A 23,273-nucleotide genomic window follows, 5' to 3' on the forward strand; every position below is an offset into this window, starting at 1 on the left:
CTTTCGAGGAAAAGACAGAAAGGGACCTATGTAACTGCACAATTGTATACGTATGCACGGTAGAAGGCGGGTCTTGCAGCCAGCGAGTGTATACGTATACACTCGAGCGAACTGCAGGTCATAGGGCGTGATGGGGGGCTTTCGAGAGCCCGATCAGAAGATGGAGAGGTATTGCGCATGAGCGCTGCTACAGCAATCGGCTCGGCCGTCGACTCCGTGATATTGAAGGAGCCAGCGCAGAATACCCTGGCCCGGGGGAGCACCCCTGAGGTCCGGGCGACCGTGGAGGGCGTCATCGCAGATATCCGCGAACGCGGCGACGCTGCTGTGCGCGAGTACTCGCAGAAGTTCGATAAGTACGCGCCTGAGTCTTTTCTGCTCAGCAAGGAGCAGCTGGACGAGATCATGTCCCGGGTTCCCGAACAGACCATTGAGGACATCAAGTTCGTCCAGGAACAGGTCCGGGTTATGGCGCAGAAGCAGCTTGAGTCGTTGACCGACTTCGAAATCGAAACCCTGCCCGGTGTGTTCCTCGGGCAGAAGAGCGTCCCTGTCCAGGCCGCCGGAGCCTACATCCCGGGCGGGAAGTACCCGCTCTTGGCGAGCGCCCACATGACGATCATCACCGCTAAAGTGGCCGGCGTAGAGCGCGTCGCAGCGTGCACTCCGCTGATCCAGGGCGAGGTCCCGGATGCGACGGTCGCGGCGATGTATCTGGCCGGGGCGGACGAGATCTACCTTTTGGGCGGAATCCAGGCGGTAGCCGCCCTGGCAATCGGCACGGAGACCATCAAACCGGTCAATATGCTGGCCGGCCCCGGGAACGCGTTCGTCGCAGAAGCCAAGCGCCAACTCTTCGGTGAGGTCGGAATTGACCTTTTTGCCGGCCCCACGGAGGTTCTGATCGTGGCCGACGAGCACGCCGACCCCTTCATCGTCGCCGTCGACCTGCTCTCCCAGGCCGAGCACGGGCCCGATTCGCCTGCCGTCCTGATCACAACCAGCGAGGAGCTGGGCAGGGAAGTCATCAAGCACATCGATACAATTCTCGTGGACATGCCCACCCGCGACTACGCTGCAGCCGCGTGGCGCGACTGGGGCGCAGTCCATGTTGTCGAAACTCTCGACGACGCGTACGTCCTGGCCGACGAGTATGCCTATGAGCATGTGCAGATTCTCACTGATTCCCCCCGGGAGGCGCTGCAGAAGATGCATAACTATGGCGCGTTGTTCCTCGGCGAAGGAACGTGCGTGTCCTACGGTGACAAGGTCATCGGCACCAACCATGTGCTGCCCACCCGCGGTGCCGCCCGTTACACCGGCGGCCTATGGGTCGGTAAGTATCTGCGCACCGTAACCTATCAGGAGGTGACGAACGCAGAATCCAGCGCCTTCTTCGGCGAGCTCTGCGGCCGGGCCGCCAGGGTGGAACGATTCGAGGGCCACGCCCGCTCCGGAGACGTCAGGGCGGCGAAATATCGTGGTAATTCGCTGCCCTGGTCGGACCACACCTTCGACAGCTAGGGATCACAGGTGCTGAATTTTCGCTTGGATGGTAAGAACGCACTGGTCACCGGAGCGGCCCGCGGGCTCGGCAGGGCGATCGCAGATGGCCTTGCCGATTCCGGTGCCACCGTTTACGGAACCAGCCGCGACACGGCAGCCGCCCAGGCAATCAGCGAGCGATACGGGACGCCGGCACTTCTGTTGGATGTGACCCAGTCCAAGGACACGCGCCGATTCGCAGAGACCCTTATCGAAACCAGTGGCGGTATCGATCTCCTGGTGAACAATGCGGGTGTCAACGTGCCCAAACCAGCCTTGGACCTGACTGCTGACGACTGGGACACCGTCTTTGACACCAATCTCAGGGGGACCTTTTTCCTGAGCACCGCCGTCGCGCGGCATTGGATAAGCGCAGGAACGCCGGGAGCTATCGTGAACATAGCCTCGCAGGCGGGCATAGTTGCAATCGAGGAGCGGGCAGCCTACGGCACCAGTAAAGCCGGCCTCATCCACCTCACCAAGGTTTTGGCCCTGGAATGGGCCTCGGCCGGAATCCGCGTTAACGCCGTCGCGCCGACCTTCGTGCGGACGGAACTGACGGCGTCGACCCTCAACAGACCGGACTGGGCGGCCGATCTCCTCTCACGCATCCCCATTGGGCGATTCGGTGAACCCGAGGACATCGCGGGGGCGGTTGCATTCCTCCTCAGCGATGCCGCGTCGATGATCACCGGACATACGTTGACCATCGACGGCGGCTACACCATCCGCTGAACCGGCGCGATCATTCGTTTCTACCCGGACACCTTCCTTAGGAGCACATTCATGACACCTATCCGCACCATCACCACCACGGCCGTTGTGGGTGCCGGCTACATGGGCGGCGGTATCGCCCAGGTTTTGGCTTTACACGACTACAAAGTTGCCCTGGCTGATGTCGACGGCGAGGCGGCAGAACGCTCGCGCGCTCGGTTAGTGGAACAGGCAACCGTATTTGAGTCCGGTGGGCTGCTTCCGGAAGGCGCCGCCGATACGATCCGGAAAAATCTTGCCGCCGCCAGCAGCATCGAAGAAGCAGTAGGCTTGGCAGATTACATCGCCGAGGCTGTCCCGGAAGAGCCCGGCATAAAGGCCGCCACCCTTCGCCGGATCTCGGCCGCCGCACCGGCCGGGGCCATCATCGGGACAAACACCTCCGCAATCCCCATTGGAGAGCTGGCACAATCTGTGGCCGGTCCGGAGCGCTTCCTGGGCGTTCACTGGATGAATCCCGCACCGTTCATCCCGGGGGTGGAACTGATATCGGGCCCGGACACCGACACTGCCGTCCTAGGACTGGTGGAGGAACTGATCGGCGGGTTAGGCAAAACACCGGTCAGGGTGTCGGACACGCCAGGATTCGTTGCTAACAGGCTCCAGTTCGCGCTCTATAAAGAAGCAGTTCAGATGGTTGAAGACGGCATCGCTACAGCGGAACAGATTGACGCGGTTGTGGGCAACACCTTCGGCTTCCGGCTGGCACTCTTTGGCCCTTTTGCCATCGGCGATATGGCCGGACTGGACGTGTACGAGTCTGCGTACCGCACCCTGGAAAAGGCGTATGGTGCACGGTTCGCAGCACCGCAAGCCCTCGTCGCAACGGTGCAGAACGGCAATCTTGGGCTTAAAAGCGGGCACGGCTTCTTGGACATCGGCGCTGCTGACAAGGCAGCTCTTTTGGCCTACCGGGACAATGCCTACGCCCGCCTTTCGCAACTTCGTACGGAACTTGGTCAGGCACCTGGGCTGTAGTGATACCCATAGACGGTCCGTCGATTGTGGTGGCAGAGCATGGCTGCCACCATAAAATCCGTTAGCTCAACGCAGCAACAACCTCACTGCCCTCAGCTACTCTCACACCACTGTCATCGTGCTGGAACCTGATGCGGTTTCGGCCTACGAAGGTGGCGATAGCGGCTACGCCGGCAATCACAGCGAGGTAAAGGCTGAAAACCAGGCCGGTGCCAGCTCTCTCACTAAGCCATACTCCGAGAAGTGGTCCGGTGGCTCCAAAGATCACAACGCAGATGTTGTAGGCGAGTGATCCAGCCGTGATGCGCACCCGGGCCGGGAACATTTGTGAAATGGACAGTGCCACCGGAACAGCCAGTAGTCCTTTTCCCGCGGCCAGCAGTGCACCGCCCAGCACGGCGCCCCAATAGCCGGTGGTGGCTAAGGCAAAGGCGGGAACTGCCGTTATTGCCACAAACAGGGAGCCACCAAGCAGTAGTCGGTACATGCCGAACCTGCTCATGAGCGGGCCTGCTGCCAAGGCGGCAAGTATGAGCAGGACATCGACGAGCAACGTGATGCCGTAGGCATCCCCGGCGGAGAGCCCACCTGGTCCCTTCAGAAACGTGATGAAGAAAGAGGATAGCGTCGGCGTGATCAGGGCGTAGGCCGAAACTACCAGGACGAACAGCAACATGGTGGACCACTGGGTTCGTAAGGCCGTTCTGATTGGTGTTGCCGCTTCGTGTGATTGTGCTCTGCTGCTAGCCATTTCCACGAATTCCGGGGTTTCGGCTACCTTACTGCGAATGTAGATGCCGGCCAGCCCGAGGGGGACTGCCAGCAGAAAGAGGATTCGCCAGCCCCAAATATTGAAGAGAACGTCTCCCATCAACGCGGTACCTAGACTGGCCGCTCCCACCGCCACGAGAACGCCCAGGAACGTACTGGCCACCAAATAGCCGACATTGGTCGCTCGTTGCTTAGGCGAGCTGTGCTCGGCCAGGAATGTCACGGCGGAACCGTATTCGCCGCCGGCCCCCAGCCCTTGGACCAGCCGGCACAGCAAAAGCAGGGCCGGAGCGAAGATGCCGATGGAGGTGAACGTCGGCAGCAATCCTATTGCACCTGTCGCCACGGACATCAAGGTGATAGTGACAAAAAGAGCGGTGCGCCGGCCCAAGGTGTCGCCCAACCAGCCGGCAATCAGTCCGCCAAGTGGACGTGTCAAATAGGTCAAAGCGAATATTGCGTAGGTGCTCAGGAGTGCGACTGTCGGGTCCCCTTTGGGGAAAAAGTGGCTGGCCAAAACGGTGGCCAGAACCCCGTACAGGCCGAAGTCGAACCATTCGGCAAAGTTTCCGGCTGCGGAGGCCACGACTACCCGCAACCGGTTGACACCGTGCACCCCTGTTGGCTCAACATCTCTAGTTTCCATGATTGATTACCACTTCCTTGTTTGTTGCTAGGGGATGTTTTTACTGCGCCGGAACGGGGACGGGGGCCGGCTGGAATAGTTCGACGCGGAGCCCGTCCGGTCCGATGGCGTAGGCGATGTAGCCGCCTGCGTTCCGACCCGAATCGATCAGGTTGGGGGGTGAGGAAAAGACGAGGCCGGCCGCTTCCGTCCTTTGGTAGAGCTGATGGATGTCTTCGACGGCCAGGGCAAGGTGCGTTGCTCCGGGTTGCTGGACGGGTGCAAAAGTGCCGGCATCTTTGGGGGAGCGGTACTCAAGGAGCTGAAGCTCTGAACCGCCGGCACCGTCCGCGGTGAGAATGGCGTTGTCAATGACCGCATCGGGGACCCCCACGGTGGCCCTGGTGTAGGGGTTGTCCTGAAGCTGGCGGCTGTGCAGAACGAAACCAAAATGGTTTTCAAAAAAGGCGATGGCCGCATCAAGGTCTGAGACCGTGAAGCCAACATGGGCGATGTTCATCTAAGATTCCTCGTTTGTCGAAGGGTCCATTGAGTTCAGTTGACCACCGTGGTCGCTCTTAATAGTGACCGCGGACACTAAGAAACAGAAGGTGGAAATACTTGCAGATTTATAGGACATCCTTATAAATTGGGGTATGGAAACCCGGCGTTTACAGTACTTCCTTGCGGTGGCAGAAGAACTTCACTTCGGACGCGCCGCATTGTTCCTGCACGTCTCACAACCGGCATTGAGTCAGCAGATCAACATTTTGGAACGGGAGCTGGGCGCGCGTCTGCTGAATCGCACCACGCGGGAGGTCTCGCTCACGCGTCTGGGGGTTGCTGTCGCGCAGCAGGCAAAGGTCTTCGCCGCCTCCGAAACGGACGTGAGAGAGAGGATTGCGGACCTGGTTTCCGGCCGACAGGGGTACTTACGCGTCGGCTTTGTTCCTTCGGCCGCTTACGACTTGTTGCCCCGGATCGTTGCCCCGTTCAGCCGCGAACATCCGGACGTCAGGCTCAGTTTGCAGGAAATGCCGTCGCAGCAGCAGATCGAACTGGTTCTCAACGGTCAAATGGATCTGGGGTTGGTCCGCGATGTTTCGCACGCGCGCGGAACTTCACTTATCCCGCTCGTGCGGGAAAAATTAATCCTTGCCTGTCCGGACCGTCACCCGTTGGCCGCGTCCGAAAAGGTCAGCCTCAGTGCCCTGCAGAGCGAGCGGTTTATCGTCCTACCAAAAAATGTTGCGCCCGCTATGTCGCGGACAATTTCCGCGCTCTGCCACCGTGCGGGCATTGATCTCAGCGATGCTATGGAAGTACTGGCCTTCCCCACGACCTTGGGCCTGGTTGCCAGCGGGATGGGTGTGGCTATTGTTCCAGCCTCGGTCCGGGCCACCGTACTTCCGGGGCTTGTCTACCGGGAACTGACGGAGGACAACGCGACCTCGCAATTTTCAGCAGTCCTCCGGGAAGGTGGAGCTGATCAGTTGACGCAGCACTTCCTGAACATCGCGGGCCGTGCCATCGCGGGCCGTGCCCTCGCGGGCTAAAACCGGTGCCCGGCCGCATGCCTTGGGGGACACCGTCCCGGCAATTCATGACGGCCTGTACCCGCAGTTCATCAGGGCGCGCCAGGGCGAATGCCGGGATCGGTCACGGCGGCTCGCTTTGTCGGCTCAATGGTCCCGTGGTGGCGAGCGTGCTTAACCGACGAGGATTCCCTGACCGCTGACCTGATTTTCGACACGAGCATGGGGTTGGAGGCTTCTGTCGAGTAGATCAAGCTGACCGTCGAGGTGGCGTTGGTGTCCTCAATGTCCAGATAGACCAGGCCCGGGATGGCAAATGCACGCATCGACTCCGGCACCACCGCAATGCCCAAGTGGGCGGAGACCAGGCCCAGAATGGTGGGAAACTGGACGGCTTCCTGGGCGATGTCGAAGTCCACGCCTACGGCATGAAGCAAAGCCGAAATGTGGTCAAAGAGCGACGAAATGCGGCTTCGAGGGAAAGCGATGAAGGCCTCACCTTTCAGATCCTTAAGGGCCACAGATGACCGGGTGGCTAAGCGATGGTCGGAGGCTACGGCAACCACCAGGGGTTCATGCATGAGGACCGTTGCACTGATGCCAGCCACCGTCTTCATCTCCCGCGCAATGCCCGCGTCAAGACTGCCGGCGGCAATGAGCTCCAATTGCATATCCGTGGTCTCCTCGCGCAGCTGCAGATCAATTCCAGGCCACCAGGCGCGCATGTCCCGGACCAGTCCGGGCACCAGATAGATGGCTGCCGAAGAAACAAACCCCAGTCTCAGCCGGCCGAGTTCGCCGTCCCTGGCATGGGTCAGCGCCGCCGTCATAACGGCGTATTGAGCCAGAACCTTGCGTGCGTGTTCCAAAAGCACCTCACCCTCGGCGGTCAGCTCCACATTGCGCGAATTACGCACGAACAAAGCCACCTTGCATTCCTCCTCCAGCTTGCGGATCTGCTGGCTCAACGGCGGCTGTGCCATGTGGAGGCGCTGGGCTGCCCGGTTGAAATGGAGCTCTTCGGCGACTGCAACAAAGAGTTCTAGGCGTCTGAGGTTCATGCAATCAAGACTAGACGGGTATTGAAGCGCGTCAAATAGATATTTCATTTAGCACGGCGATGCGTCTAGCGTTGTCCGTGAGAGAAGTCACAGATTGGAACGGAACAAAGGATTGACAATGCCCGTAATGACCAAGACTGCCAGCAGCTTCATCAACGGTACCTGGGTTGAGGGATCCGGTGCTTTCGTGTCCCGGTACAACCCGGCAGTGCCGGAGGAGGTTGTGACCAGCTACCATCAGGCCGGCTCCGCGGATCTGGTGCAGGCGATCCAGGCCGCCGCGGCCGCATCCACGTCCTGGGACGGGCTGGGCATACTGGCCCGCGGCCGGGTCTTGGCCGCCGCCGCGGCAGCCATCCGGGACCGGGCCGAGGAAATCGCCGCCGTCATGACCGCCGAACACGGCAAGACGATCGCGGAGTCCCGGATGGAGGTCGACGCATCGGCGGATACCTTTGACTACCATGCGGCCTCCGCCCGCAATCCCGTGGGTACCGAATTCCCCTCCAGCCATCCGGAGGAGCGGATCCTGACAGTGCGGCGGCCGCTGGGCGTGGTCGGGGTGATCACCCCGTGGAACTTCCCCCTGCAGATTCCGGCCTGGAAGATCGCTCCGGCGCTTCTGCACGGCAACACGGTGGTGTGGAAGTCGGCGAGTAATACGCCAGGTGTCTCCGTTCTGCTGATGGAGGCGCTGGCCGCCGCCGGCATCCCCGCCGGCGTTGTCAACCTGATTTTGGGCCCGGGCCAGCTCGGCTCCGAACTAGTATCCGATCCCTTGGTGGGAGGGGTGACATTCACCGGATCCGTTCCGGTCGGCCACCACATCCGCGGGATCGTCTGCGGACGGGGAGCGAAACTGCAGCTTGAACTTGGGGGCCACAATGCCACACTGGTGCTTCCGGATGCGGATGCTGAGCTGGCTGCCACCAGCGTTGTCGCGGCCGCCATGGGTTCCACCGGTCAGAAGTGCACCGCCACGCGGCGCGTGATCCTGGTCGGCGGCGGGCACGAGGACTTCCTGGCAAGGGTCAAGGACAAGGTGTCGAAGTTGGTCTTGGGACCGGGCACGGATGCCTCCGTCCAGATCGGCCCAGTCGTCTCGCCGTCGGCCCGTGAGGAAATCGACGCAGCCATCGAGCAGGCGCTGGCGGAAGGCGGGGAAATCCTGGCGCAGGCGGTCCTGCCGGAAGGAGAAGGCAGCTACGTCGCCCCGACCGTGCTGACCGGACCGCGCTCCATGACCATCTGCCAGGAGGAAGTCTTCGGCCCTGTCACTACCGTGCTGCACGCAGACACCCTGGAGGAGGCCATCGAATTGGCCAACAATACGGCGTTCGGCCTCACCGCCGCAGTCTTCAGCAGCGATGAGCGCGCCATCCGCCGCTGCGTGTCCGCGCTGCAGGCAGGCCTGGTCAAGGTCAACGCCCCGACCACCGGCTCCGAACTGCACGCACCATTCGGGGGTATGAAGGATTCCACCTTCGCCGGACCGCGGGAGCAGAACAGCACCGCCGCCGCCACATTCTTCACCCACGAAAAGACCGCCTACCTGCGACTGGCACCCAAGAAGGCATGACCATGAACCTCACTGAAGAAAAAACCAGGTGTGAGCTGCGCGCCCCAGGGGCTGTGCTCTGCGGCTCCGATATGAACGGTGCCTGGGGCACGCGCCACAGTTTTGCCCGCACCATGCTCCGCCGTGCGGCCTCCCACCAATGGCGCGTGACCAAGTCACGTCTGGAGCTGGACGAGCTGGGTCGGGGGACAGCCGTCTACACCATCGACACCGAGGGCTTCAGCCTGAAGTTCATCGCTTTCTGCCAGGCCCTGGAAGAAAGCGAACGCACCGACAGAGTGATTGCGAAAGCCTGGGACGTCACGGCCGCCCTCATCGAAGGCGAACTGAGCCCGGAACGTGAAGCGGATCTGCGGCGCAATGTCACGGTCCAGGAACAAGGCCGCACCGACCCGGAAACGATCATTATGACCCGGGCCAACCGCAGCGCGCGCTTCTTCGACTATGTGAGCGATTGCCTCGCGGCGGGGACACAGCCCGACGTGGCGAAGATCGGTCCCAGCCCCTACCTGATCCGCAGTACCGCTTTCTATGGCAACGGCAAGTTTGGCCTCAAGGAGCTGGCCACCCTGCCCGCCGCCCACCCCTTGTCCGTCCCCTACCGTTCGCAGATGCTCGCCGCCTGGCTGCTGCGCGAGCTCAGCATGGATCTGGTGGAACACGTCGCCAAGGCCAAGGCGCGGGCTGCCGGCACCACTGCTGTTGCCCTGGACGCGGACTGGGGCAGGTACTTTGGCTTGGGCAACGCCACCGGCCTGGGGATGGTGCCTTTCCTGGTCAACCACCCCGGCTACCTCGACGCCTGGTGCAAGCTCCGCGAGCTTCCCCTCGCAGCGGGACTCGCCGCCAGTTACGCACCGGAGGATCCTGACCTGGGCCGGGTTGCTGAACTACTTGAGAGGGCGGACCGGCATCTGGCGGAAAAGTCCGAGTTGAAGACGGTGCCGTTCCTTTCGACTGATTCGATCAGGCCCCAACTTTGCCAGCTGCTGCGCGAACTGCAGGCCTTCATGGCTTCCGGTGAGAAGGCCGCACCCGTGCTGGCACGCCTGCACGAACTGGCCGGTGGCCTTAGCCCGGAAGCCCGCGGACTCTTCGCCTCCATCGTCATTGAACTCCGGAACGATTTCGATCAGGAGGCTGACGCCCTCCTCACGGTGGCCGCCCCGCCGCCCTTTGACCCGGCCATGACCGGGGGCGAATTGCGGGCACTACTGGATCAAAACTATGGCTGGACCCGCACCTACGACTTTGCCGCCCCGGAGCGCTCTACCTACTACTGGTACACGTCCGCGGACAGCGAAGAACCGAGGCGGGCGCAACGAACGCAGATGGCGCCCGGCACAGTGGAGCACTGTACGGACGTGGCACGCCGGATCAACGCCCTGGCTGCCGATTTGGAACGCTTCCCCGCTGGAACCAGCGTGGCCGAATTCCTGCTGGCCCATCCGGACCACCGTTTTGCTGCCGAACGGATCCAGCAAACTAAGGATTACCACTACGGGGATCTGCAGGACAACCTCGTGGATGCACAATTCCTGCCGCTGAGCACCCAGCGCTTCCAGCTGGCGACGTACGGCATGAACAACTTCAGCCCGCAGTCCACTGACTGGGTGCGGGTCACTTTGTTCAGCGGCGCCCCGCGGGTGGCGGAGGTCATGAACGGAACCGACGACGACGACTGGCTATTTCCGCTGGCACCTGAAGGAGCGAAATAATGAGCGTTCACCAGCAGGCGACGGTCGTGGACGGATTGCAGATCAGTAACTGGAGCCGGCCGGTCCTGGAGGAATTGCGCACCGGCGGCGTCAGCGCAGTCAACGCCACCTGCGCCGTCTGGGAAAATGCGGCTGAAACGATGCGCTCCATCGCCCAATGGCTGGAGCTGGCCAACCGCAACGACGACCTCGTCTTCCTGGCCAGCAGCGGCGCTGACATCCAAACGGCAAAGGAGCACAACAAGATTGCCGTCTTCCTGGGCTTCCAGAACGGCAGCCCCTTCGAGGACGACTACCGCTACGTGGAACTCTTCCACCGTCTGGGTGTCCGCATAGCCCAGCTGACGTACAACAACCAGAACCTGCTCGGAGGCGGCTGCTTCGAGACCGAGGACTCCGGGCTCACCCGCTACGGACGTGTGGTGGTGACCGAGATGAACCGGGTAGGAATGCTGATCGACCTGTCCCATGTCGGGTACCGCACCAGCCGCGACGCAATCGAAGCTTCCACGGTTCCCGTCGCCATCACCCATTCAAACCCTTTGTGGTTCTTTAATACACCTCGCAACAAGCCCCACGACGTGATCCAACCGCTCGTGGACCGCGGGGGAGTCATCGGGTGCTGCCTTTACCCGACAGTCAGCGGTGGCGAACACGTCACCATCGAGAGCTTCGCCGGCATGGTCGCACGCATGGTGGACGAGTATGGGCCCTCCCATGTAGGTCTGGGCAGCGACTGCACCCGCGGCTGGGACCAGGAATTTGTCGGCTGGCTTCGCAACGGCCGCTGGCAGCCGACCGCACCGGAAAACTCACCCCAGTGGCCCGCCTGGCCCAACTGGTTTACCGGACCCGAAGACTTCCCCCGGCTCACCGAGGGACTGATGGCCGCCGGACTCACCGACGACACCATCGCCGCGGTCCTGGGCGGCAACTTCAGCCGCCTGTTCGCCGAAGTCATGGACAACACCAAGGAGAAGGCCCATGTCTGAGACCAGAGTATCTGAGGCCACAGTGTCAGCCAGCACAGACAGTGCCCACGGTAACGCCGACTGTTCCGTCCAGCCCCGCGAGATCGTAGAATCGGCCTTCCGCGCCCTGTGCGCCGCGGGTGCGGACCCAGCCGAGGCCCAGGAGGGCGGACTGGCCGTGCTGCGGGCCGAAGTCGACGCAAAGCAAGGGCTCGCTTTGCTGGAGCAACTACTTGCCGCTGACTGGGCACAGCCCGTGCGGGCCGCCGCCACCAGGTCCACTGCCTGGGCCGGTGTCACCGTCCACGAACTCGACTGCCCTGACCAACCGGCGTTGCGTTCGGCGATGCAGCTGATCGACCTTGCCGCCAGCGGCGCTGCCGAAGAAGTCCGGGTCAGCCGCACCACGGTGTCCGGGATCCCGCGCTCACTGTGGAATGACCTGCTGCTGCGGCGCAGCGCCAACCTGCAGCGCAGCATTGTTGTGGCCATCTCCACCAAGGCCGGCACGGAATACCTCTCCGTCCACCATGACTCCGTCATCTCGGCAAGTGAGCCGCCCAGCTCGGCCATGGCAGCATCGCTGCTGCCGCAGTCAGAGGAGGAGAATACCGCCGTCATTGTCCTTCCCGGCACCACCGCGCCGGACCGCCAGGACGCCAACATTTGTCAAAATCCCCTGAAAGTAAGTGAACAAGAATGGCACCGCATGTATCAGCTCTCCCGGAACTACCTGATGGCGGACCAGTGACCAGCATCGAGCGCACCGAGTTCTCCGACGGCAAACCCCGGCCATACTCGGCCTCGGCCGCCGTCAACGGCATCGTCTTTCTCTGCGGGCAGGTTCCGACCCGTGCCGACGGTTCGACCCCGGCCGACATCGCCGGCCAAGTGGTTCAAGCGTTCGACAACTTGGAAAACGCCCTGTTGGGTGCACGTTCGGACTTGTCCAGCCTCCTCAAACTCACCGTCTTCCTCGCGGACCTGGACGAGTTCGAGGACTACAACGCCGCCTACCTTACCCGGCTCAGCGGCCATCCTCTCCCTCCCCGTACCACGGTGCAGGTTGCCCGTTTCCGGGGCGAGAAACGCATCGAAATCGATGCCGTCGCAGCCACAACAGCCTGACCCACCCCGGTCACGGATCTGTTGGGTAACCACCGCCGCTTTCCCTAAGCCCAGATCGGAACCACCATGCTCTCCCACGCACCAGTTCCAGCACCTACCTCGCAACTAACCATCGATTCAGCACCGCTGAATTCGTTCCACAAGCGCCTGACATTGTTCAGCTCGGGCGGCCCGTTCCTGGACGGTTACATTCTGGCCATCATCGGCATCGCGCTGGTCCAGATCATTCCTCAATGGCAGATGAACGAGTGGTGGAACGGGCTCATTGGCGCTTCCGCACTGGTCGGCGTGTTCATTGGCGGACTGGTATTCGGTAACATCACGGATAAAATCGGCCGCAAGCTTATGTACACAATCGACCTTGTCGCGATCATCGTGTTCTCGATTGCGCAGTTCTGGGTCAATGAGCCCTGGCAGCTGTTCACGCTGCGCCTGCTCATCGGCATTGCCGTCGGGGCCGACTATCCGATCGCCACCGCGCTGGTCGCCGAATTTGTTCCATCAAATTGGCGGGCACGGCTCCTGGGAGGCCTCAACGCCATGTGGTTTGTCGGGGCCACCGTGGCAGCCTTCGTTGGCTACTGGCTGCTGTCGCTGCCAGACGGCTGGCGGTGGATGCTCCTGTCCTCGGCGGTACCGGCAGTCTTGATCCTCATTGCCCGGGCAACGATCCCGGAATCCCCCCACTGGCTGGTCGGTAAGGGCCGGCACGACGAAGCCCTGGCCATCTTGAAGAAAACCATCGGTGAAGAAGCAACCCTGGACGGGATCACGGCCCACGACCCCAACGCCGTCAAGCTCAGCACGGGCAAAGCGTTCAAGATGGTGCTGACCGGCGGCTACCTGAACCGCGTCATCTTCATCTCTATCTTCTGGACCTGCACCATCGTGACGCTGTTCTCGATCTACGCTTTTGGGCCCCAGATCCTGGCCCTGTTCCACCTCGAGTCCGGCGACGCAGCCAACATCGGCTACGGGCTGATCAACCTGTTCTTCCTCGTAGGCAACATTGTCGCCCTGCTCGTCGTTGACAAGCTCGGCCGCCGCCCCGTCCTGATCTGGGGCTTCATCCTCTCCGGCGTCGGCCTGCTGTTCCTCGCACTCTTCCCCGCCGCCCCGCTTGGCCTGATCGCCCTCGCCTTCGCCTTCTACGCCATCTTCAACGGCGGCCCCTCAATCCTGGAATGGATCTATCCAAACGAGCTCTTCCCGACCAAGGTGCGGGCCACCGCCGTCGGCCTGTGCACCGGAACCAGCCGCATCGGCGCCGCCATCGGGACCTTCGCCACACCCTTGTCACTGACCCACTTGGGGCTCTCCGGCACCATGTGGATCGCCGCGGGAATTGCCCTGGTAGGAGCCGGCGCCAGTTACTTCATGGCACCGGAAACCAAGGGTAAAAACCTCGAAGACGCAGCCTCACTCCACGCCTGAGAATGCCGGAATGCACCGCGACACCCGACAATTCATAGACAAGGAAACACCATGACGTTACTGAACGTCGCCGACCACACCACTGGCCTAGAAGCGAAGACGCAGAACAGTGCTGATTACGGGACATCTTCCACTGACGTCCCGGCACCCGCGGCGCTATCGGCAGGGCACGTCATCGTCGACTCGCTTCTGGCCCACGGCGTTCGACGCGTCCACGTGGTCCCGGGGGAGAGCTACCTCGAGGTCCTGGATGGTCTGCATGCCTCGCCGATTGAGACGATTGTCTGCCGTCATGAAGGCGGTGCCAGTTACATGGCCGAGGCGGATGGGAAGATGAACCAGGTTCCTGGTATCGCGATGGTGACCCGTGGTCCCGGGGCGGCGAACGCGCACGTGGGCCTGCACACCGCTTGGCAGGATTCAACACCCATGGTCCTTTTCGTCGGGCTGATTCCCTTTAACCACCGGGACCGGGAGGCGTTCCAGGAGTTCGACATCAAAGCCTGGTTCGACACCGGGGCCAAGCGCGTCATGGTCCTCGACCATGCCGAACGCGCCTCGGAAATCGTCGCCGAAGCCATGTTTGCGGCCTTGAGCGGGCGGCCCGGACCCGTCGTCGTCGGCCTGCCCGAGGACATCATCCGCGAACACATCAACCCGTCCCTGCACCCGCCCATCCCCGTCGCTGGAGGCGGCATGACCGGGGAGGACTCCGATGCGCTGGCCCAGGCACTTGCAGCCTCTTCTAAACCGCTGTTTGTGACCGGGGGAAATGACTGGACCCAAGAAGGGGCGGACCGGTTGACCCGGTGGCTGGAGTGCCACCACATTCCGGCCGCGGCTGAGTGGCGCACGGAAGGTACGGTTCCCTTCGATTCCCCCTCCTATGTGGGCCCGATCGGCTACGGGCGGCCCCGTCCGACCCATGACTTGCTGGAAGAAACCGATCTCCTTGTCTTTGTCGGCACCGTGCCCGGCGACGTCATCACCGACGGCTTTCTTAATCGTCAGGATTGGAACGAGGTGAATTTCATCGTCACCATGGATCCGTCTCTGCGCGGACGCTCCGGGGGAGTGTCGCGGCAGATCGTGGCAAAACCGGATGCTTTTGTCCGGGACTTGGTCAGGATTGCGCTTCCAGTGAAGGACGAATGGAAGGCCTGGACGGGAAGGATGCGGGCGCAACAGGAACAATTCGCCACGCTTCCCGACGCAGCACCGGGAACCGGTGCTGCCCGGATGGACACCCTGATGGCGAACCTGATGCCAACGCTGCCCGCAGACGCTATGGTCACCTTCGGTGCCGGGGAACACACTAACTGGGCCCACCGCTACTTTCCCACCCGGAGCTACGCCTCCATGATCAGCGCCCGGAACGGTTCCATGGGCTACTCCGTGCCTTCCGCCGTCGCCGCTTCCCTTGCCTACCCGAGCCGGCGAGTGGTGACCATTGCCGGAGATGGCGAATTCCTCATGAACGGCCAAGAACTGGCCACCGCCGCCCAATACGGTGCCACGCCTTTGGTGATCGTCATGGATAACCAGGAATACGGCACCATCCGCACCCACCAGGAACGGCACTACCCGCACCGCATCTCCGGCACCCAGCTGAAGAACCCGGACTTTGCCCTGATGGCCGAAGCCTTTGGCGGCTTCGGTATCAGGGTCGAGCTGGATCGGGACATTCCCGGCGCCCTCGCCGCGGCGCTGAAGGCGATCGATGAGGACCAGGTCTTCGCCCTCATCCACCTCGTCGTCGAACAGCGCGTGAAGGCCTACTAACCAAGGCCGCCGGCTGCTATCACCCCTGCTGCCACGGCACCACCCGGTCCGGGACTCTAGTACTCAATGATTGGAAGAAGTGAATGTCCGTTTCCCCTGAAGATGAAACCCGGCTGTTGTCCACGGTTCCGGCCGACCTGCTGATAAATGGACTGTGGCGGCCGGCCGTGACCGGGAAAACGTTTGACGTGGAGGATCCGGCCACGGGAGAGGTGCTGATGTCCGTCGCCGACGCCGGTCCCGAGGACGCCCTGGCGGCCCTGGACGCGGCCGTGGCCGCCCAGGGATCCTGGGCGGCCGTGCCGCCGCGGGAGCGCGGGGAGATCCTGCGCCGGGCGTTCGAGCTAGTCACCGAACGTGCCGCGGACTTTGCGCTGCTCATGACTCTGGAAATGGGCAAGCCGCTGGCGCAGGCCCACAGCGAGGTCGCCTACGCGGCGGAGTTCCTGCGCTGGTTTTCCGAGGAAGCGGTCAGGACATTTGGGCGTTATTCCGTCGCCCCGGAAGGAACGTCCAGGCTGCTGGTTACGAAGAAGCCTGTGGGTCCGTGTCTGCTGATCACGCCCTGGAATTTCCCACTGGCCATGGCGACCCGCAAGATTGCCCCGGCGGTCGCCGCCGGCTGCACCATGGTCCTGAAGCCCGCGAACCTGACCCCGCTGACGTCCCAGCTGTTCGCCGCGCTCATGCAGGAAGCCGGGCTGCCGGCCGGAGTGCTGAACGTCGTCCCTACCTCCACCGCAGGAGCCACCACGGGCCCGCTCGTCACGGACCCCCGCCTGCGCAAGATTTCCTTCACCGGCTCCACGGAGGTTGGGCGGAGGTTGCTGGCTAATGCCTCCGAGACGGTGCTGCGCACCTCCATGGAGCTGGGCGGTAATGCCCCGTTTGTGGTCTTCGACGACGCCGACGTCGACGCTGCCGTCGCGGGGGCCATGATCGCTAAGATGCGGAACATGGGCGAGGCCTGCACAGCAGCCAACCGTTTCATCGTCCACGAAACCATCGCGAACGAATTCACCGAGAAATTCGCCGCTCAGATGTTTGCGCTGAGCCCGGGACGCGGCACAGACGAGCACTCAACGATGGGGCCACTGATCGATGCCAAGAGCCGGGAAAAGATCCACCAGCTCGTCACCGATGCGGTCGCCGACGGTGCGGCCGCAGTGACCGGCGGCGCCGTGGTTGAGGGCCCCGGCTACTTCTACCAGCCCACCATCCTCACCGGCGTCACGGAAAGCGCCCGGATACTGTCCGAGGAAATCTTCGGCCCCGTCGCCCCGATCATCACCTTCGCCACCGAGGACGAGGCCGTCCGGCTCGCCAACAACACCGAATACGGGCTGGCGGCCTACGTCTTCACCGCTGACTTCAACCGGGGCCTGCGGATGGGCGAACGTCTGGAGACCGGCATGCTGGGCCTGAACACCGGTGCCATTTCCAACGCCGCTGCGCCCTTCGGCGGGGTCAAGCAATCCGGGCTGGGACGCGAGGGCGGACTGGAAGGAATCCAGGAATACCTCTACACCCAATACATCGGCATCCCCGACCCTCACCTCGGCTGACTAACCGGCGGGGTGCAGATGGCGCTGCCGGGGCTGCGCATCACCGGATGTCCCAAAGGTTACTGGGGAACTATGACCGTAAGGATCCGATTGATCCGCAACGACATCGACAAACGTAGTGAGGCCCTTGCAGCTACTGGCCCAGCCCGAGCAGCCGAACGAGCGGACCAGCCGAACCGTCTTTGATGGCGAAAAGTGGGGCTTTTCAGCCCCGGTTGTGGGTCTTCAGGAACTCAGTGCTGCTGGAACCGACCCATTGTGCGACCTGCACAAGGCCGGGGGAATCGGCCTCATCAGGATTCTGCTGCTTATCCTGGACCATGATCCCGTCCAGCGCGTCTGCCGCGGCGTTCAACGTCTGGGTGCTCAAACGGCCCTCCCCGGCCTCGAGGACGCTCACAATCGCGAGCGTCTCGAATCGCGTGGCCAGGGAACTGCAGTCGTCGGCGGGCACGCCGGCACGCTCATCCTGTCTGCCCAATGGCGAACGAAGATTCAGCACTTCCGTGCGCTGTCGGTAGAGCGGGCGCATCAGTTCGGGCGGCATGCCATGTTGCCACGGTGTCCCGGACGCCGGATTGGCGCATTGTGCGATCGAGCGAAGTAGCTCGCTCCCCGCCCTTCTTGTCCGGCGCACCCGCACCGCCACTGGGTCCGGCTTGAGTTGTGGCACCACCGTGAATCCGAGCAGCAACCCGATTGCGACCCCGGAAAACAAGAGCAGGATGTACTCGATGAGTGTGCGGGTCGGGTCAAGGCCCTTGCCGATGGCGTTCATGCCGACCGAGACGACGACGAAGCTGCCGATCGACAGTACCTGATTACTGGCGATCAGCCAGACGCCGGCAATGGCGGCGATGAGGGCGAAGGGCAGAAGCCACGACTGCGGCAGGAGCCACAAGGCCAGGGCCATGACGCCAGCGCCTCCGGCGACTCCCAGCACCCGTTGTTTGGCTTTGAACAGGGACTGGGTCCAGCTGATCTGCAGGATCGCGAAGGACGCCGTGGCCATTGAGGTGACCAGCGAATCATGCGGTCCCACGGTCGCCCACGCCACGAGGAACGTGACCAACACGCCTAGTGCCGTCCGTATCGCGTGTCTCAGGGTCTGCGAACGCCACGTGAATGCTGATTTGGCGGAGGCCCGGTCAAAGGCGCGCCTCGTTGCTGCCGCGTCAGCGACTTTCGTGGTGTTTCTAAGGCGGGCCGCCTCCTCAACACGGTCGAGGGTTCGCAATGCCGCATCCAGCCCAACCGTGTTTGGGGAAGCCACGTCGGGTGTCCGGGGACTGGGATCGCCGGGCTTTTGTGCCGCCACCACTTCCGACACCTCGGAGGCCCGCCGGTCTGCTGTCGCTGCCTCGTTGCCGTCCAGGAAGGTCCGGATCGTCCGGTATTCGACGGCCCCGTGGAGAGACTCCTGCAGCCACTGCACCGGCCGGTCCCTTAGCCACATTGTGTAGGCATGCTCGAAACCGGGGTCGGGCTCCGTCAGCGTCGCGGCCGCCAGTGCACGGGCGACGTCGCTGGGGTCTCGTATCTTCATCAGGATCCGCAGCAGAACGACGAAGCAGACGCCGACAAAGGCCGCCGCCACGGTCTGAAGCGCTGACCCAGTGTTCGTTTGGAGAGCGAAGGCAAGCAACGTGGCAATGCCCAGACCCAGGCCGGCTTGCGCGTAGTTCTTGCCCAAGACCGGCAGCAAACCAGCCACGAAGATGATCACGCAGACGAGGACCAGCGCCAGTCCTAGGTTGTACTCAGCGAGAATACGCGGCGTCGACGCGGACAAGGCGGTTAGCGGTCCGTACCAGGCCACTTTTCTCAGATCCGCCCGCAACGTGCCTCCGCCGACGCCGAGGGTGAAGAAGATGGCCGTGAAACCGGCAATAATGATGCTCGCGCCGAGGTTGAGAGCCGCCGCGATGAGCATCGCTCCGCCCATCACTACGACCACCACCGCGATGAGACCGATGCTCGCCGAGACGTCCCGTCCGAGTTTCTTTCGGGGTTTGGCCGACTCTGCACCTGCCGCTTCCGCTCCCGACGCATGCATGTGGTTAGGCTACCACTGCCAATCATGCAGGACGAGAGCTCGGTGTCCTTGGAAACTCCGCAGCGGTCCGTCAGCCCGGGGGCAGGAGACGGAAGAGCAAAGCGCTGCGCTGACGGACAGCACGGCTCCGCCACCAGTCCCACCGATCATGGGCGGGGCTGTCGGCGCAGGAGTGCGACGCACAGCACGGCCATCCCGGCCAGGGCGACGGCGAGGGTGCCAAGTCCCGCGGCCAGACTGGCGGCCGCGGCAATCCCGCCCACCAGGAGCGGGCCGCCGGCGTCCCCGATCTCACGTCCCATCTCGGCAGCACCCATGGTCCGCCCCATCCGTTCGGCCGGTGTCGTGGTGGCCAGGTGGGCGAAGCCAAGCGGCGTGGTGATGCCAATGCCGGCGCCGAGTACGACGGCGGATAGGTACAAGGTGGCGGTAATTGGGACCAGGGCGAGGCCGCCTATGGCGACTGCGATCAGGGCCAAGCCGACGCCCAGGCCGGTTCTGGTAGAAACATGTCCGGCGTCCCGGAGCCGGCCCACCCACGGCTGAATGATCGTGGATGACAGTGCCAAAAGGGCTACGACGGCCATGCTGCCGAACAAAGACAGGTGGAGGGAGGCTCCGAGCAGGGGCAGGAAGCCGACGGCGACTCCCAAGGCACCGGTGGCTCCGGCCAAGGCCATGGTTGGTAGGAGGAATCCGCGCTGAGCGGTCTGCCGGGCGAGGTCGATGACGGTGTACCGGGCTCGGGGCAGCACTGGAAGCTCCGGCATGGAAAGGAACGTCCACAGGGCCGCCATGCACGAAATCGCGGTCAATGCCATGAAGAGGGCGGGGAGCCCGCCTGCCGTGATAAGTCCAGCCCCGAGCAGGGGCCCCAGCACATAGCCCAGCCCTTTCCAAGACCCGTATTTGCCAAAGTGCCGGCCGGCCGCCGCGGGTCCGGCGAGCCGGGCGACGGCCGCGGAGGCTGCGGGCGAAAATGCGGAGGCCGCGGCGCCCTGGCCCAGACGGACCAGGCTCAGCATGGCCGGGGTGGCGGCGCAGATCCCGAGCAGCGAGACGGCCGCGAAGGCTAACAGACCGCCAATGATGACCGGCTTGGCTCCGATCCGGTCGCTAAGCGAGCCAAAAACAGGTTTGAGAATGACCTCGGCGATGTCGTAGGCGGCCAGCAATACCCCGAAGGTAAGCAGGTTGATTCCCAAATCTCTGGACTCGGCGCCGATTCCGGCGGCGATGCTGTGCGCGCCGAAGGCCGTGGTGAACCCTGCCGCAAACAACGGGGCCAATCCCGGAACCCGATTGCGGGGGAGTTCAAAAGGTGCGGTCCCGGCCGAGCTTGCGGGCGGGTTCGTCATGGTCACAGGGTCCCTTCCGCGTCCGGCGATGGGCCGTGGACCGCTTGGTACACCAGGTCTGCGTAGCCATCCAAGGTTGTGCCGCATACGCGCAGGTGCCGGTCGGCGTCCCGGGCCTCGGGAAGGTCAAGGACATCTCGTTTCTTCAAGTCCCGGAACCAGCGCCGCAACCGGTCCATGCTTTGTTCCTCTTCTTCCAGTTCTGCAAAGGTAAACTTTTGCTTCGCGATCTCCCTGGCAATCTCGTCCTCGAACTTGCCGCAGTCGGCCGTGAACTCGGCCCATTCATCAACCCGTGCGGCTTTGAAGGTGTCTCGAAGCAGGGCCATTGAGGCAGCATCACGCGGGGCCGCGTCCATGACCGCAAAGACACCGCCACCCTGGCGGCATAGTTCCCCGGCACGGTCCAGCTCCGCTCGGAAGACCGGGCCGGCCGGGAGCGTCCAGACACCGGAGGAAACAGGAACGGCGCCGGCCTTGCGCAGCTGGCGCCACACGGCCACCCGGTGGCGCGACGGCTCTGACGGAATCTGGACGATGATCAGGACCCATGCAATATTATGTGCCACAATTAGGATTGTAACAGCCGTTACCTTGTAGGAGTGTTATGAAGCAACCAGCCAGCAGTGAAGTAGACCGAGCAGCCGGGGAACGGACCCTGCTTGACCGGACCTTTAAGATCAGCCTTACGCTGAAGGGCCTGGACGGCGTGCTTGAGCTGATCGGTGGTGTCCTGCTGTTGCTGGTTTCCCCGGCCCAGCTTGGAGCCGTGGCCCGATTCCTGACCCAGCATGAGCTCTCCCAGGATCCCAACGACCTCATAGCCAACGCGCTGGTGCACTACTCGGGCACCTTGACCGCGTCCGCATCGCTTTTTGGGGCAGTGTATCTGCTGCTCCACGGGCTCGTGAAAGTGGTGCTGGTCTGGGCCGTACTCAGGGACAAATTCTGGGCCTACCCATGGATGGTTGCCTTCCTGCTGGTTTTCATCGCTTACCAGGGCTACCAGCTGGTCGTCGGCTTCACGATCGGGATGCTGCTGCTGACGGCATTCGACATCTTTATAGTCTGGCTCACCATGCACGAATACCGCGCCCACAAGGCCAGACATGCGCAGGCCCAACTCCGGTAGCGGTGCTCCCGGAGGGAAGTACTGAAAGGCACGCGGATCACTGGACAACGGGATGAGTGACGAGGTGAGGAATAGCGGAAGCCTTATCACTGACCGCCCGGGCGCCCTTCCACAACATCGTGAAGGGTTCACGGCGACATAAGTTGTTCGCGATCGCGACCTGCACATGCGTCAGCTGGCGGCCTCGAACTGGGGAACGCAGCTTATCAATATGTCCGCGGTAACCTCCGGCCCGTCCCTACGTGTCAGCGTTGGGTAAGGCCAGCAGCTCATAGCAACTCCGTCTGATTCGTAGGGCGAGAACCAGGAACATCATCAATGTCTATCTCCACAATTTCGTTGCCGCGGGAGAATGGGTCCATGAGTAATTCAGGCCCCCGTGCCGGTGGTCCGACCCCTCGAAGGTCGTTCACCCCGGGACAAAAATTAGCCCATCTGGAGGCGTACCAACGAGCCTGCGACGACGGCACCGGCGGCGGCGCTTATCTCCGCCGTGAGGGCTTGTACTCCTCGCAGATCACCGAGTGGCGCAAACTCCGCGACGCCGGCGTGCTCGAGGGTAAAAAGCCGGGCGAGAAAATCGGTAAACCCACGCCCGAGCAAGCAGAAATCGGGCGTCTACGTCGGCAGCTGGAGGTGAGCGAACGCAAGCTGACACGGACCGAAGCAGCGTTATCCATCATGGAAAAAGCACGGCAGCTTTTGGAGGACATCTCCGAAAGCGCGGAGCAACAGCACTGGTACAGGAAACCCTGATGGACGCCTACACCGCGCTCACGCAGGCGGACATCCCGACACGGGAAGCGGCCCTGACCGCCGGGGTATCCCGGGCCACAGCAACCCGTAAACCCTGCCCACCGGTCATCGTTCCAGCCCCCGCGCCGGTGCCGGTAAACAAGATCGGGCCCGACGAACGGGCCCATATCCTGGAGGTCGTGAACTCGGCGCGTTTCGTGGACCTGCCGCCGATCCAGATTTATGCTCAACTCCTGGACGAAGGAAAGTATTTATGCTCGATCTCCACGTTCTACCGGGTACTGGAGGAGAATAGCCAAGTCAAGGAACGCCGCCGGCAGGCACGGCACCCACCCCGCAAGGTCCCGGAACTGTCCGCGACCAGGCCCGGTCAGGTTTACACCTGTTATGCCGACGTTGTGATTATGCCGATGTTGGTCTGCGATCCCTGGTTCCAGGTGGTGGAAGGGACAAAAAGGTCGGCATAATCACGCTGTGGTGATCGGCTTGTCTTCTCAACTATTGA

21 protein-coding genes are annotated in these 23,273 nt (G+C 62.7%); 15 read left to right on the forward strand and 6 right to left on the reverse strand.

Annotated features, from left to right (window positions below; genetic code table 11):
- Positions 1 to 177 precede the first annotated feature (177 nt).
- The 3 genes from hisD to OS914_RS16105 are packed head-to-tail and all read left to right on the forward strand — an operon-like array spanning position 178 to position 3,297.
- Positions 178 to 1,524, forward strand: a complete 1,347-nt coding sequence (hisD, locus tag OS914_RS16095) for a histidinol dehydrogenase (RefSeq protein ID WP_267547072.1) — start codon at positions 178 to 180, stop codon at positions 1,522 to 1,524.
- Positions 1,525 to 1,548: 24 nt separating this feature from the next.
- Positions 1,549 to 2,280 (forward strand): SDR family NAD(P)-dependent oxidoreductase, encoded by a 732-nt coding sequence (locus OS914_RS16100; RefSeq protein WP_267547073.1) that lies wholly within the window; start codon positions 1,549 to 1,551, stop codon positions 2,278 to 2,280.
- 51 nt (positions 2,281 to 2,331) lie between these two features.
- The gene (locus tag OS914_RS16105; RefSeq protein WP_267547074.1) at positions 2,332 to 3,297 is read left to right on the forward strand and encodes a 3-hydroxyacyl-CoA dehydrogenase family protein; all 966 of its coding nucleotides are present in this window, start codon (positions 2,332 to 2,334) and stop codon (positions 3,295 to 3,297) included.
- Positions 3,298 to 3,358: 61 nt separating this feature from the next.
- Here the strand turns inward: OS914_RS16105 and OS914_RS16110 are convergent, their stop codons facing one another.
- Positions 3,359 to 4,714, reverse strand: a complete 1,356-nt coding sequence (locus OS914_RS16110; RefSeq protein ID WP_267547075.1) for an MFS transporter — start codon at positions 4,712 to 4,714, stop codon at positions 3,359 to 3,361.
- 40 nt (positions 4,715 to 4,754) lie between these two features.
- Complete coding sequence (locus OS914_RS16115; protein ID WP_267547076.1) at positions 4,755 to 5,213, reverse strand: VOC family protein; 459 nt, start codon at positions 5,211 to 5,213, stop codon at positions 4,755 to 4,757.
- A gap of 136 nt (positions 5,214 to 5,349) precedes the next feature.
- Here OS914_RS16115 and OS914_RS16120 point away from each other — a divergent pair, with 136 nt between their 5' ends.
- On the forward strand, positions 5,350 to 6,249 hold the full coding sequence (locus OS914_RS16120) for a LysR family transcriptional regulator (RefSeq protein ID WP_267547077.1): 900 nt from the start codon (positions 5,350 to 5,352) through the stop codon (positions 6,247 to 6,249).
- Positions 6,250 to 6,320: 71 nt separating this feature from the next.
- Here OS914_RS16120 and OS914_RS16125 read toward each other — a convergent pair whose 3' ends face one another.
- Positions 6,321 to 7,289: a LysR family transcriptional regulator gene (locus OS914_RS16125; RefSeq protein ID WP_267547078.1), complete on the reverse strand. Its 969-nt coding sequence runs from the start codon at positions 7,287 to 7,289 to the stop codon at positions 6,321 to 6,323.
- Positions 7,290 to 7,407: 118 nt separating this feature from the next.
- On the opposite strand from OS914_RS16125, the gene OS914_RS16130 reads away from it, so the two are divergent.
- From OS914_RS16130 to OS914_RS16165, 8 genes are all read left to right on the forward strand, one after another.
- Complete coding sequence (locus tag OS914_RS16130) at positions 7,408 to 8,868, forward strand: aldehyde dehydrogenase family protein (protein ID WP_267547079.1); 1,461 nt, start codon at positions 7,408 to 7,410, stop codon at positions 8,866 to 8,868.
- Positions 8,869 to 8,870: 2 nt separating this feature from the next.
- On the forward strand, positions 8,871 to 10,586 hold the full coding sequence (locus OS914_RS16135) for a hypothetical protein (RefSeq protein ID WP_267547080.1): 1,716 nt from the start codon (positions 8,871 to 8,873) through the stop codon (positions 10,584 to 10,586).
- Positions 10,586 to 11,578, forward strand: coding sequence for a dipeptidase (locus OS914_RS16140; protein ID WP_267547081.1), 993 nt, complete (start codon positions 10,586 to 10,588; stop codon positions 11,576 to 11,578). The genes OS914_RS16135 and OS914_RS16140 overlap by 1 nt, the downstream gene beginning before the upstream one ends.
- On the forward strand, positions 11,571 to 12,308 hold the full coding sequence (locus OS914_RS16145; protein WP_267547082.1) for a hypothetical protein: 738 nt from the start codon (positions 11,571 to 11,573) through the stop codon (positions 12,306 to 12,308). Before OS914_RS16140 ends, OS914_RS16145 begins: the two co-directional genes overlap by 8 nt.
- A complete protein-coding gene (locus OS914_RS16150; protein ID WP_267547083.1) occupies positions 12,305 to 12,685 on the forward strand; it encodes a RidA family protein in 381 nt (126 codons plus the stop codon). The genes OS914_RS16145 and OS914_RS16150 overlap by 4 nt, the downstream gene beginning before the upstream one ends.
- A 66-nt stretch (positions 12,686 to 12,751) precedes the next feature.
- Positions 12,752 to 14,119 (forward strand): MFS transporter, encoded by a 1,368-nt coding sequence (locus OS914_RS16155; RefSeq protein WP_267547084.1) that lies wholly within the window; start codon positions 12,752 to 12,754, stop codon positions 14,117 to 14,119.
- A 51-nt stretch (positions 14,120 to 14,170) separates the two neighbouring features.
- Positions 14,171 to 15,901 (forward strand): thiamine pyrophosphate-dependent enzyme, encoded by a 1,731-nt coding sequence (locus OS914_RS16160; protein ID WP_267547085.1) that lies wholly within the window; start codon positions 14,171 to 14,173, stop codon positions 15,899 to 15,901.
- A gap of 83 nt (positions 15,902 to 15,984) precedes the next feature.
- The gene (locus tag OS914_RS16165; protein WP_267547086.1) at positions 15,985 to 17,466 is read left to right on the forward strand and encodes an NAD-dependent succinate-semialdehyde dehydrogenase; all 1,482 of its coding nucleotides are present in this window, start codon (positions 15,985 to 15,987) and stop codon (positions 17,464 to 17,466) included.
- 205 nt (positions 17,467 to 17,671) lie between these two features.
- On the opposite strand, the gene OS914_RS16170 is transcribed toward OS914_RS16165, so the two are convergent.
- The 3 genes from OS914_RS16170 to OS914_RS16180 form a co-directional block, all read right to left on the reverse strand.
- Entirely contained in the window at positions 17,672 to 19,522 is a 1,851-nt protein-coding gene (locus OS914_RS16170; protein WP_267547087.1) for an FUSC family protein, read from the reverse strand.
- Between the two features lie 146 nt (positions 19,523 to 19,668).
- A complete protein-coding gene (locus OS914_RS16175; RefSeq protein ID WP_267547088.1) occupies positions 19,669 to 20,880 on the reverse strand; it encodes an MFS transporter in 1,212 nt (403 codons plus the stop codon).
- A 2-nt stretch (positions 20,881 to 20,882) separates the two neighbouring features.
- Positions 20,883 to 21,449: a Chromate resistance protein ChrB gene (locus OS914_RS16180; RefSeq protein WP_267547089.1), complete on the reverse strand. Its 567-nt coding sequence runs from the start codon at positions 21,447 to 21,449 to the stop codon at positions 20,883 to 20,885.
- A 38-nt stretch (positions 21,450 to 21,487) separates the two neighbouring features.
- On the opposite strand from OS914_RS16180, the gene OS914_RS16185 reads away from it, so the two are divergent.
- From OS914_RS16185 to OS914_RS16195, 3 genes are all read left to right on the forward strand, one after another.
- Positions 21,488 to 22,012: a DUF2127 domain-containing protein gene (locus OS914_RS16185; protein WP_267547090.1), complete on the forward strand. Its 525-nt coding sequence runs from the start codon at positions 21,488 to 21,490 to the stop codon at positions 22,010 to 22,012.
- A gap of 360 nt (positions 22,013 to 22,372) precedes the next feature.
- Entirely contained in the window at positions 22,373 to 22,768 is a 396-nt protein-coding gene (locus OS914_RS16190) for a hypothetical protein (protein WP_267547091.1), read from the forward strand.
- Positions 22,768 to 23,235: a hypothetical protein gene (locus OS914_RS16195; protein WP_267547092.1), complete on the forward strand. Its 468-nt coding sequence runs from the start codon at positions 22,768 to 22,770 to the stop codon at positions 23,233 to 23,235. Before OS914_RS16190 ends, OS914_RS16195 begins: the two co-directional genes overlap by 1 nt.
- Positions 23,236 to 23,273 lie beyond the last annotated feature (38 nt).

It is taken from the genome of Arthrobacter endolithicus, assembly GCF_026627425.1.
Taxonomy (GTDB): domain Bacteria; phylum Actinomycetota; class Actinomycetes; order Actinomycetales; family Micrococcaceae; genus Arthrobacter_M.

What these genes read in the sequence shown, in the direction of transcription:
- hisD (WP_267547072.1), top strand. Translation starts at nt 178, where the DNA reads ATGAGCGCTGCTACAGCAATCGGCTCGGCCGTCGACTCCGTGATATTG.
- OS914_RS16105 (WP_267547074.1), top strand. Translation starts at nt 2,332, where the DNA reads ATGACACCTATCCGCACCATCACCACCACGGCCGTTGTGGGTGCCGGC.
- OS914_RS16110 (WP_267547075.1), bottom strand. Translation starts at nt 4,714, where the DNA reads ATGGAAACTAGAGATGTTGAGCCAACAGGGGTGCACGGTGTCAACCGG.
- OS914_RS16115 (WP_267547076.1), bottom strand. Translation starts at nt 5,213, where the DNA reads ATGAACATCGCCCATGTTGGCTTCACGGTCTCAGACCTTGATGCGGCC.
- OS914_RS16120 (WP_267547077.1), top strand. Translation starts at nt 5,350, where the DNA reads ATGGAAACCCGGCGTTTACAGTACTTCCTTGCGGTGGCAGAAGAACTT.
- OS914_RS16125 (WP_267547078.1), bottom strand. Translation starts at nt 7,289, where the DNA reads ATGAACCTCAGACGCCTAGAACTCTTTGTTGCAGTCGCCGAAGAGCTC.
- OS914_RS16130 (WP_267547079.1), top strand. Translation starts at nt 7,408, where the DNA reads ATGCCCGTAATGACCAAGACTGCCAGCAGCTTCATCAACGGTACCTGG.
- OS914_RS16135 (WP_267547080.1), top strand. Translation starts at nt 8,871, where the DNA reads ATGAACCTCACTGAAGAAAAAACCAGGTGTGAGCTGCGCGCCCCAGGG.
- OS914_RS16140 (WP_267547081.1), top strand. Translation starts at nt 10,586, where the DNA reads ATGAGCGTTCACCAGCAGGCGACGGTCGTGGACGGATTGCAGATCAGT.
- OS914_RS16145 (WP_267547082.1), top strand. Translation starts at nt 11,571, where the DNA reads ATGTCTGAGACCAGAGTATCTGAGGCCACAGTGTCAGCCAGCACAGAC.
- OS914_RS16155 (WP_267547084.1), top strand. Translation starts at nt 12,752, where the DNA reads ATGCTCTCCCACGCACCAGTTCCAGCACCTACCTCGCAACTAACCATC.
- OS914_RS16160 (WP_267547085.1), top strand. Translation starts at nt 14,171, where the DNA reads ATGACGTTACTGAACGTCGCCGACCACACCACTGGCCTAGAAGCGAAG.
- OS914_RS16165 (WP_267547086.1), top strand. Translation starts at nt 15,985, where the DNA reads ATGTCCGTTTCCCCTGAAGATGAAACCCGGCTGTTGTCCACGGTTCCG.
- OS914_RS16170 (WP_267547087.1), bottom strand. Translation starts at nt 19,522, where the DNA reads ATGCATGCGTCGGGAGCGGAAGCGGCAGGTGCAGAGTCGGCCAAACCC.
- OS914_RS16175 (WP_267547088.1), bottom strand. Translation starts at nt 20,880, where the DNA reads ATGACGAACCCGCCCGCAAGCTCGGCCGGGACCGCACCTTTTGAACTC.
- OS914_RS16185 (WP_267547090.1), top strand. Translation starts at nt 21,488, where the DNA reads ATGAAGCAACCAGCCAGCAGTGAAGTAGACCGAGCAGCCGGGGAACGG.
- OS914_RS16190 (WP_267547091.1), top strand. Translation starts at nt 22,373, where the DNA reads ATGAGTAATTCAGGCCCCCGTGCCGGTGGTCCGACCCCTCGAAGGTCG.
- OS914_RS16195 (WP_267547092.1), top strand. Translation starts at nt 22,768, where the DNA reads ATGGACGCCTACACCGCGCTCACGCAGGCGGACATCCCGACACGGGAA.